Below are 9,596 nucleotides of genomic sequence, written 5' to 3'. Positions count from 1 at the left end.
TGTGGATGCGCCGAGGAGCGGAGGTTCAGGCGGATCAGGGATCGCGTTGTCTGAGCGAAGCGAGTTTAGCGAGACCCCGCCTGAACCGAGCACCGCAGGTTGCCCGCAGCGAAGCGAAGGGACGCAGCAACCAGGGTCGCCTTTTCTTTTGCTTACTTTTCTTTTGGCGAAGCAAAAGAAAAGTGAGTAGCCGCCGGGCTACCCCCGGCCAGCAAGCCCAAGCAGATGGCACACACCCAGAACCACTACAGCTTGAGCGAAGAAGGCAAATACTTAGCCATCAAGTCCTCATAAAAAGACTTGAGTTCAGCCAACACCGGCGGCCGCTCATTCTTCGAATAAAGGTCATAAGGATTGAACCTCTGAACCCAAGGGAGGTTCGCCCCATCCTGGGCATCAGTCAAATGCCCATACCCCCCTTCCCTATGCCACGCATAAAACGAGTGATACCGGATCATGTACAGCGCCGGCAAGGGAAGGTGCGGCTTCATCAGCTGGTACAAATACTCGTCATGCCCCCACGACATGTGCACCGCATCCAGCCCGCAGCCGGGCGTATAAATGCCGTTCTCACTGTTGTAGCGCGCATCCGCGCTGTCGGTATTCAGCGCAAAGTACTCCGGATAGACGATGCGGTCTGAAAACCGGCACCCCACCGGAAAGGTATCCCCCACCACGGCCCATTGCGGCTCGCCGAACAGGCACAACACCTTGCCCAGGTCGTGGATAAAGCCTGTCAGCACAAACCAGTCCGGATGGCCGTCGGCGCGTATCGCTTCGGCGGTCTGCAGCAAGTGGCTGATCTGCGGCAGCTCGATGTCGGGATCCGACTCATCGACCAGGGTGTTGAGGAATTCCAGCGCGGCCCAGGGTGTCATTTCGCGCTGCGTGAAGCCCAGCCACTGCGCCTTTTTGGCCAGTACAAAGTCCAGCGTCTGGTGCTGGTGGTTGTTGCGATAGAAAGTGCGCACCCTGTCGAGGCCGGGCTGGGCGTAGTCGCGGTAGGCGGCCCGTTCGGGCTCGCCGGCCAGCAGGGCGGCTTGTACGGAAGGGCTGGCGGCGCTGATGGGTTGGGGCATGGCGGCGTTCATATACGGGCCATTGTAGGAAGCGCCGCCACTGCGTGCAAACCCCGCTCACGGGCCGGGCCGCAGCGGCTATATTGGCGGCAACCCCTGCCCCGGAAAGCGCCCATGCCACGCAGACACCTCTTACGCGCCCTCGCCGCCGGCCTGCTGCTGACCCTGGCTGGCCAGTCCGCTTTTGCGCAAAGCGCGGCAGCGCCCCGCGTCGTCGATATTCCCACGCGTCCCGGCGTCACCCAGCGGTTTGTCTACATCGCCCCCTCGGGCCCGCCCAAGGCCTCTGTCATCCTGATGGCCGGCGGCCATGGCGGCCTGCAGATTACCGACGGCGGCGGCTTCGCCGGGGGCGGCGGCAACTTCCTGGTGCGCACGCGCCAGCAGTTCGCCGATGCCGGCCTGGCCGTCGCCGTCATCGACGCGCCCTCCGACAAACAGTCGCCGCCCTACCTGAGCGGCAACCGGCAAAAGCCGGAACACAGTGCCGACGTGCTGGCCCTCATTGCCTGGCTGAAACAGCAATCACCCGTGCCTGTATGGCTGGTCGGCACCAGCCGCGGCACCCAGTCGGCCGCCTACATCGCCACCGAGGCCACACCAGCCCAGGGCGGCCCCGACGGCCTGGTGCTGACCTCCACCATCCTGGTCGACCCCAAGGGCCGCGCCGTGCCCCAAATGCCGCTCGAAAAACTCGCCATCCCCGTGCTCGTGGTCCACCATGAAAACGACGGCTGCAAGGTCTGCCTTTTCAGCGACATGCCGATGTTGATGGAGAAGCTCGCCAAAACCCCGAAAGCCGAACTCATCAGCGTAAGCGGCGGCCAGAGCCGGGGTGACCCCTGCGAGGCCATGGCCTACCACGGCTTCAACGGCCTCGAGACCGACGTGGTCGGCAAGATCAGCCGATGGGTGATTGCGGCAAAGCCTTGAACCTTTGAGAAGGCGGGCGGCTCAGGCCTGTTCGGGCTTGTCCAGCGCCATGTCCTTGGGGCTGCTGCCCATGGCCGCATGGTTCAGCGACAGGCTCACGCCCGCCCGCTTCTCCGCCTTCTGCGCCGTGTCCATCGCGTCCGGGTCAGGCGCCACACCCCAGGCCATGGCGGTGGTCAGCACCACCAGTGAGGGGATGGCGCGCAGGTAGCGCGGGCGGAACAGAAAGTCGGCAATCTTCTTCATGGCAGGCACTCCATCAGCAACAACAAATCAACAAGGGTTTGATGCTGCGCCGCCCGGCTTAGGGCTGTGCGTCTGCCGCGTTGCGGTTTGTAAGGAAATGCCTCAGCGCCAGGTAAAGATGCGCCCCGGAAGCCCTCATTCCAGGAAGCGGTTCACGCTCGCCATCACCAGCTCCGCCTGGTCCTTGTGCGCCYCATGGCCCGCGAAGGGAATGTTCAGCAGTTTCGCGCCGCGCACCTGCTCCACAAGCTCGAACACGCTGGCGCGCGACACCAGGGGGTCTTCATCGCCGCGAACCGCCAGCACGGGGCAGCGTATCCGCCTGACGCTGTCGCCGGGGTAGCCGTTGCCGCTGTCGTCCAGCCACATCGGCACGACGGCATTGACCAGCGCCTTGAAGTCGGGTTGCGGGTTGAGCGCCTGGTACAGCGTCACCGTCTCGGGAAATTTTTTCGTCCAGCTTTCCGCCGTGACGCCGGCCAGCAGCTTGCGCACCGGGTCGTCGGGCTTGAGCATCTTGTCGGTGCCTATGGCCACCAGCCGGTCGATACGCGCATCCGCCTGCGCGGCCATGCGCAAGGCCGTGATGCCGCCGTCGCTGAAACCCACCACGCTGTAGCGCTCAACGCCCAGGTGCCGCAGCACGCCGGCGGCGTCAAGCGCCAGCCGCTGGTAGCTCATCGCCGCCGTTCCCAGCGTTGACTTGCCGTGGCCGCGGCTGTCCAGGCCTATCACCCTGAAACGCTTCGCCAGCCGCGGCAGCACATCGTTGAAGTCCTTCATGGTGCCCAGCCCGCCGTGCAGGAACAGCAGCGGCGGGTCCGTGCTGTCGCCACGGACCTCAAAGTAGATCTTCGCGCTGTCCAGCGCCAGGTGGTCGCCGCTGTGGTGATTGAAAATTTCCACGCTCACGCCTCAGCGCCCCGTCGTGCCCCGGCGCGACTGCAGCTGGTTGCTGCCGCCCACATGCGACTCCCGGTCGCTGCGGCTGTTGGCCGTGCGCTGGCCTTCGTTCTTCTGCGTGGGCTTTTGTTCGCCCATCTGGTTGAAGTCGTTCTCGACCTTGCCGCCGTGGCCTGATGAGGCCTTGGGGTCGGTGTTGGTGCCGGTGTTGGTGTCTTCCTGCTCAATGGTCGGGTCGGCAGCGGTGCCGCTGATGCCCACGCTGCGCTGGATATTCGGTTTGCCGGGTTTGTTCGCCATGGTGTGTGTCTCCTTGTGAAGGGGTTTGAGAAAAAGTTCAGGCGTGTTCAGCCTGCGTCGCCGTGCCCGGCTCGGCGATCTTGCGGTGCTGCTCGGCCGAGACCTGCGAGGGCGTGACCTTGGCCATCGCCACCTCCAGCTTGTTCTTCAGGCCCGCCACCACGTCGGCCTCGCCGTCCATCATCGCCTTGAAGCCGATCTTCGCGACCTCGGCCGGGTCCATCTTGCTGTCGGTCGCGACCTTGGTGTCCAGCATGCCGGCCCGGGCAAAGAACTCCGTGTCCGTCGGGCCCGGCATCAAACAGCTCACCGTGATGCCCGTGTCCTTGAGCTCGTTGCGCAGCGCCGCCGCGAACGAATCGATAAAGGCCTTGCTGCCGTTGTAGACCGCCTGGAAGCTGCCCGGCGTAAAGCCCGCGATCGAACCCGTCAGCAGGATGCGGCCCCGGCCCTGCTGGCGCATCGCCTGCCCCACCTTTTGCACCAAATAAATCGTGCCCGAGATATTGGTGTTGATCACATGCAGCACCTCGGCAAAATCCTGGTCCAGGAAGCCGTGGCCCAGGCCGTGCCCGGCATTGGCCAGCAGCGCGTCCACCGTGCGGCCCCGCACGGCCGCCAGCAAGGCCTCCAGGCCCTCGCGTGTGGCCAGGTCAACCTGCACCGCATCCACCTGCGCGCCCAGCGCACTAAAGTCCAGCACGGCGGCATCCAGCGGCTGGTCCGCCGCGATCACCAGATCAAAGCCGTCCTGGGCCGCGCATTGGGCCAGGTGGTAGCCAATGCCCGAAGAAGCGCCCGTGACAATCGCCAGCGGGCGAAGCGAAGAAGATTCCATGATGGAGGCCTCCAGAAGAAGAAAAAGGGTTGAACACACGCCGGCGATGCTGGAAAGCCGGCCCGTATCAACCCATTCTGGAAACCCCGAAAACCCGACGGTGTCAGACAGCGCCCCGTACCCCCGCGCGACAAGGCGAGGCCCGGCGCTTATTAATCCGTCAGTCAGCCCGCAGCGGACATGTCCGAAAACTGCGCCTCGATCTTGTGCCCATCCAGGTCTCGCACAAAACAGCCGTAGTACTGCGGCCCATACATCGGCCGCGGCCCCGGCGCGCCCGCCCCCTGCCCACCCAGCTCCAGCGCCTTGGCATAAAAGGCATCGACCTGGGCCTGGGACACAGCCAGGAAGCCAAAGTGCGAGCCATTGCCCACATGCGCCTTGCCCCCGTCATGCGGCACACCGACCCAGAACTCCGGATACGCGCGGCCAAACGCGATGGCCCCGGGGTGCTCCATGATCACCTTGATCCCCAGCGCGCCCAGCACGGCCGTGTAGAAGGCCCTGGCGCGCGGGAAGTCGTTGGTGCCTATGGAGACGTGGGAGATGATGCTTTCGGGGAGGGCGGGGGTGTTGGGCACGGGCTTTGTCCTTGTTGGTTGGGAGAGAAAAGCTTAGCGAGCGACCCAGCCATTTGCAATGAATATGCCCGCCGTTCGGCGGGCTTTAATAGGTTTCACGACTTGTGATCAAGGCCTCCGGGACACGTTTCTTTCAGCCGAAGCTAGCGCGATAAGAAACAGGGTCAAGAATGCAATGAGCCGCCGGATYGCCTTGAAGCGAAAAGGCTCTCGGCTTCAATCGGAACTCAAACACACGGTAAATGTGGAACTGGCTTTCATTGAGTCGCGCAAATGCCAGTTCCGAGTTGGTAATAAAAAACGGAGTTGCCACACCAAATGCTGTGGTCTTCACTTCTATGAATTTGTCTTCGCCACTCGCATTAAATGAATGGATGTCGTAGCCAAGGCCATCACCTTTGGTTGTAGATACCCAATCGACCTTTGCAGCAAGCCGAGCTTCCCCGAATTGGCGTAATCGCCAGCGCTCGTACTCCAAAACAAACTCCTCACCAGCCCGACCAAGAGATCGGTTTCTAGCTTCGCGCTCAAGGTAATCCCTGCGGATAGGCGTAAACGCGTAGGCAGGCTCCTTTGCACGTGGCGCTAGTTTTGGGGGCTCACTTATTACGTTCGCGAAGTCTGTTGGTATCTGGGGCAGTGCTGGCAATTGGACTGCTGCTAGTGCGGCTTCATCAAGCCATGGTGCTGCGGCGATTTGTTCGGGTACGACGGAATCAAGAAGTCTTTGGTAATTCCACAATGGCTTATAGCCAGGCAAATAGTGAAAACCAAGCTTCTCGACCACCGCACTGATATTTGCGCGTTTTCTTTCGACTGACGCATCGTTGCGCCCAGCGAGCTTAGGAAGTAACTCACTCCGTCGCTGGGCTTTATTGACTTGTTGTCCCGAAAAGTGGGCAGCCAGCATCGCCAGGTAGTCGGCGACAACAATTTCGACTTCCTCTCGGGACCAATCCATCAACTGCCTCTTTTTATCTAGCGCCTCAACCAGAAGAAAATCCGTGGATCACGCGCCCATCCTTAAATCACTTATCCCATTCCTGCAGCTTAGTCATCAGCTGCATGGCCAGGGCATGGTAATCCATACACCGTCCAAACCACTCGCCATCGCACGCCCAGTTATGTCAACAACACAACGCTTCGCGTCTACGCGATCGACGATTTAGCAAAACTCTCTAAGATTTTGCTGCTGGGAACCGCAGCTAAGCTAACTAATTTGTTAGCTAGCGCTATTGGCAACAATGCGTTCTCGTACATGTCGCATTTGAGTTGCTCGATGTGCGTGAGGATGGCCCGCAAATTTGGTATATCTCCCTCAACCGGTTCTGGTTTGAGCATCTCTACGGGCAGGGAAACAACATACATCTGCCCACCTCGAGTTTTAAAAATAACTTTATGCCCATAGTAGGAAGTTACTGCATAGGGTCGTGTCAAACCGGCAGAGGGAGGTGTTATGTATTTATAAATATACGAGTTACCCAGCACGATAAAAGAACTAGCAGGCATCACTTGCTGAATCTGCCTCGCGTGCTCAACAAATGCGCCACTCTTCTCAAGTCCAGCAAGAAATACCCCGCTCGAATTAAAAAGCCAAGACATCAAATCCATCATTGGAATGATGAGTCGAGACGTGTTTCCAAAGAAACCCGTCGGCCGATCCATGATCATCAAGGACCGGCGCATACCTCCATCAAATCGCATTAAATTTCGAATCAAATGCAGAAGGATGAGATGTTCCACAACTCCAGCGACATAGCCACATATGCCCGCAGCACCCGTCTGCTCGTCAATACGTTCGTGAAGACGGAAAGCATCTATTAAATAAAGCGTCGCACCGGTCTGATCTTGGAACGTATAGCCAGACTTCATATCCAGCTCTTTGAAAACGAATCCACCTTCACCATGCGGCAAACTGGTGAGCTCGTACTCGCCCTCTTCGATTGAACGAGCGGCACCTTTGTATTGACGAAACAAGAACCACGCGAGAGTGTCCATTAGAGGCATTGATTCGCCCAACTTCTCCGCGCAAAGAAACTCATGCAAAGTAAGCCGTACAGAATCCACAAGTGATTCGCAATCATTCCGCCGCGTGTTAAGAGTGGGCAGTGGAAATTTCACGCGGTCAATATTCTTTAGCCGCGCCATGTCATCGGGGTCGGGGTGACGCGAGACTTCTAACTTACGTAGTGCCTCGAGCGTAAAGTGCACCGCCCCAAACTGAAAGAAATGCATCGCCGAGCCAGGAAATCCCTGTTTTAGCGGGGATTCCGTATATCCACCATCAATTGCAAATACATCAGTGATGCTAGTCTCTATCGGCTGAAACGGTATCGAATAGTCAGAAATTGAGTCCAATGAAACCGTCGGTGGAATATGCAATTTTCCGACTAGCGCCTGCACCCGCACATCATTAATGATGTGATGATGTGCCGCCTTGGACGCATATTCAATTGGCTTCGGCCCAGGGCTGGAGTAGGTCATTTCGACTCCGGGGCAAACCTGTCTACTTGCATGGGGATGACAAACGCGTTGCTATAAGTTTTTACGCGCGCAAAACCTTTATCTGTTTCTTGACTGAACTTGAGAAGTGAGTCACCAAAATCGCTGAAGTCGTAGTATTTTTTTAGCTCGCGAATTTCATCCGCGTTATTCAAATGAGAGATGAACCAATTCTGTGTATTTTTTAGAATATTGCCGCTTATAGAACTCACCTCCTGAGTCGCAAACACCAAACCCAGCTGCAACTTCGCTCCTTCCTTCGCCAAACGGTTATAAATCTGCGAGAGATCTTTATCCGCTTGCTTAGGAAACAAGTTGTGTGCCTCTTCGAAATAGAACTGGACGAAGTTATTTGGCAGGTTAGACGTAAACCGCCTCATTGAGTCGCGGAACACATGACGGCTAATTCGTTCTGAGTACATGCGCTGCAACTCTTCCTCACCACTTGAAAGGTCCACAATTACGATCCTTCCCTTCCGAAGATTTGAAAGAATGTCCTCTTCAAATGGCGCCTGATCAACGCTGGTGTGAAGTGCGGTGAGGCCCCTCAACGCAAGGTATCCAGAACAATCCGGTCCGTTCCCGGATTTTCTAGCCCTAGTCATCATGACTAGCAACGCTTTTAGATCGTCATCGGCCCATTCCTTACCGCCCTTATCCTTCTTGTACTTCGCGAAAAGTCCCGTGTCGTCATCATCATAAATTTTCCAGAATCGCTCCCACCAGTCAGCGATTTCCGCTAGAGACAGCCCCTTCCCGGGGTCCACTTGATCATTTACTAGCTTACGAACTTCAGCATTGGCTGTGAACTTCAACTGGAATCCAGTTGGCGCTTTAAAACCCGCGCGATGCAATATCGCGTGATAAACCGAAAGTCTCCGGTCATATCGGGTTTTAGCTGAGACATCGGTGTTGTAGTCTTCCGGTTTTTCAAGAACAACCGATCTAAATGCAGCCATGAATCGAGTGCCGTCGTCCGCCACGCTTGGGTGCGACCGAATGAGTTCGAAGCCACTCGATACTTCTTTATAAAAATTGACCTTTAAGACCTTAAAGCCGTCTTTCTCGACTATTGAATAGCGCTCTGTTTTTTCCTTGTACAAATCAAAAATCGCAGTCCCCGCGTCTTGAAGGTTCGCGTTGGCGTACTCACCGTTCATATCGAACACCAGCTGGCCGACAGGATATTTCGGTGAGCCATCGGCGGTAAATGGTTTAACGACCTCTTCAACGGACTCTTTCGCCACGTCAAGAACCAACGCAGCTTGTTCGCTTATCTGCTCATTTGCCTGGATGATTTTTTTTATCGTGTTGGACTTACCTGTACGCGTCATGCCAAACAGACCCGTCCTCTTTCCCGCAAAGTCGGTTGCCTTCACATAGATAGGAACCTCCTTTTCCGCGGCTTTGAAGCGCCTGCTTGAGCTGTAACGAACATGTCCGATGCGAATGTCTCCGGATCCTCCTGGAACACCAACCTCTCTGAAATTAACGATAAATTTCAGTAAATCAGACGTTGGTTTCACAACGGAGTAGTTGTGAGCGCTGAAGAAATTTTCCACGTCGGCGCCGAATCTCAACTTTCCATCATCCAGATAAAAACATCCCAAGATGGAACAAGATAGCCCACTGAATGAAAAGTCATACCGTGTGAATTGGTCTAACTTACTTCCCATAGTGCTGCCCGTTCGAATATTCTCTTTGTAATACTCGACCATCGCCCCAACGACGTCCCGCTCAGTGGGAAGAGGGGCAGGTTCACGGACCCTAAGGAGAAGAGCTTCTTCCAAATGAGGCTGCCCGGGGTCACAGTCATAGTAGGCAAGCAAAAAGCATCCTTGCGGAATCCCTTTTGCCTTCTCCTTCCACGCATCTCCAACGACTATTTTTGCTGTTGAAAAATCCAAATGAAAAGGGCGTCCTACGAACGCCCCTGTATCCCACTCCCAATCGTTGCCTTGCGAGCTCCGTTTGAAAAGATCGATGCCACCTAACTTTTCCGCTACGCTCATTTGAGACCTCCTTCTTTTTCCGACAACAAGGGATCCTTGAATCGCAATTTAGATTGCCGAACAAACTCGCGCTGAGCGTCAATGCTTAGCCATTGGCGCCCCAGCAGTGCAGACATATATCCTGTTGTGTTACTCCCTCCAAATGGGTCCAACACCAAATCTCTTTCATCGGTTAGATACTGAATGAAGAAGGAAGCTAGCC

11 protein-coding genes are annotated in these 9,596 nt (G+C 56.8%); 1 reads left to right on the top strand and 10 read right to left on the bottom strand.

Features of this window, described 5'->3' with window-relative positions; genetic code table 11:
* Positions 1-245: 245 nt before the first annotated feature.
* Entirely contained in the window at positions 246-1,079 is an 834-nt protein-coding gene (locus AC1D0P_RS16575) for an inositol oxygenase family protein (RefSeq protein ID WP_477677749.1), read from the bottom strand.
* A gap of 114 nt (positions 1,080-1,193) precedes the next feature.
* Here AC1D0P_RS16575 and AC1D0P_RS16570 point away from each other — a divergent pair, with 114 nt between their 5' ends.
* Complete coding sequence (locus AC1D0P_RS16570) at positions 1,194-2,012, top strand: alpha/beta hydrolase (protein ID WP_477677748.1); 819 nt, start codon at positions 1,194-1,196, stop codon at positions 2,010-2,012.
* Positions 2,013-2,033: 21 nt separating this feature from the next.
* Here the strand turns inward: AC1D0P_RS16570 and AC1D0P_RS16565 are convergent, their stop codons facing one another.
* The 9 genes from AC1D0P_RS16565 to AC1D0P_RS16525 all read right to left on the bottom strand — a co-directional run.
* Positions 2,034-2,258 carry a hypothetical protein gene (locus tag AC1D0P_RS16565; RefSeq protein WP_477677747.1) on the bottom strand — a complete coding sequence of 75 codons (225 nt, stop codon included), beginning with the start codon at positions 2,256-2,258 and terminating at the stop codon, positions 2,034-2,036.
* 135 nt (positions 2,259-2,393) lie between these two features.
* Complete coding sequence (locus AC1D0P_RS16560; protein ID WP_477677746.1) at positions 2,394-3,164, bottom strand: alpha/beta fold hydrolase; 771 nt, start codon at positions 3,162-3,164, stop codon at positions 2,394-2,396.
* A gap of 9 nt (positions 3,165-3,173) precedes the next feature.
* Positions 3,174-3,389: a hypothetical protein gene (locus AC1D0P_RS16555; protein WP_477677750.1), complete on the bottom strand. Its 216-nt coding sequence runs from the start codon at positions 3,387-3,389 to the stop codon at positions 3,174-3,176.
* Between the two features lie 109 nt (positions 3,390-3,498).
* Positions 3,499-4,299 carry an SDR family NAD(P)-dependent oxidoreductase gene (locus AC1D0P_RS16550; protein ID WP_477677745.1) on the bottom strand — a complete coding sequence of 267 codons (801 nt, stop codon included), beginning with the start codon at positions 4,297-4,299 and terminating at the stop codon, positions 3,499-3,501.
* Positions 4,300-4,463: 164 nt separating this feature from the next.
* On the bottom strand, positions 4,464-4,880 hold the full coding sequence (locus tag AC1D0P_RS16545; RefSeq protein ID WP_477677744.1) for a VOC family protein: 417 nt from the start codon (positions 4,878-4,880) through the stop codon (positions 4,464-4,466).
* Between the two features lie 133 nt (positions 4,881-5,013).
* Positions 5,014-5,841: a protein NO VEIN domain-containing protein gene (locus tag AC1D0P_RS16540; protein ID WP_477677743.1), complete on the bottom strand. Its 828-nt coding sequence runs from the start codon at positions 5,839-5,841 to the stop codon at positions 5,014-5,016.
* Between the two features lie 188 nt (positions 5,842-6,029).
* The gene (locus tag AC1D0P_RS16535; protein ID WP_477677742.1) at positions 6,030-7,364 is read right to left on the bottom strand and encodes a hypothetical protein; all 1,335 of its coding nucleotides are present in this window, start codon (positions 7,362-7,364) and stop codon (positions 6,030-6,032) included.
* Entirely contained in the window at positions 7,361-9,394 is a 2,034-nt protein-coding gene (locus tag AC1D0P_RS16530) for an ATP-binding protein (RefSeq protein WP_477677741.1), read from the bottom strand. The genes AC1D0P_RS16535 and AC1D0P_RS16530 overlap by 4 nt, the downstream gene beginning before the upstream one ends.
* The coding region (locus tag AC1D0P_RS16525) for a DNA methyltransferase (protein ID WP_477677740.1) at positions 9,391-9,596 on the bottom strand (206 nt) is incomplete at its 5' end. The genes AC1D0P_RS16525 and AC1D0P_RS16530, both read right to left, overlap by 4 nt.

It is taken from the genome of Polaromonas sp. P1_G2 (assembly GCF_056405515.1).
Note: the sequence above shows the minus strand (reverse complement) of the source record. Positions and strands in the feature narration are given on the sequence as shown.

Excerpts from the sequence above, each read along its gene's own strand:
- AC1D0P_RS16550 (WP_477677745.1), bottom strand. The coding sequence starts at position 4,299 with ATGGAATCTTCTTCGCTTCGCCCGCTGGCGATTGTCACGGGCGCTTCT.
- AC1D0P_RS16575 (WP_477677749.1), bottom strand. The coding sequence starts at position 1,079 with ATGCCCCAACCCATCAGCGCCGCCAGCCCTTCCGTACAAGCCGCCCTG.
- AC1D0P_RS16565 (WP_477677747.1), bottom strand. The coding sequence starts at position 2,258 with ATGAAGAAGATTGCCGACTTTCTGTTCCGCCCGCGCTACCTGCGCGCC.
- AC1D0P_RS16570 (WP_477677748.1), top strand. The coding sequence starts at position 1,194 with ATGCCACGCAGACACCTCTTACGCGCCCTCGCCGCCGGCCTGCTGCTG.
- AC1D0P_RS16535 (WP_477677742.1), bottom strand. The coding sequence starts at position 7,364 with ATGACCTACTCCAGCCCTGGGCCGAAGCCAATTGAATATGCGTCCAAG.
- AC1D0P_RS16530 (WP_477677741.1), bottom strand. The coding sequence starts at position 9,394 with ATGAGCGTAGCGGAAAAGTTAGGTGGCATCGATCTTTTCAAACGGAGC.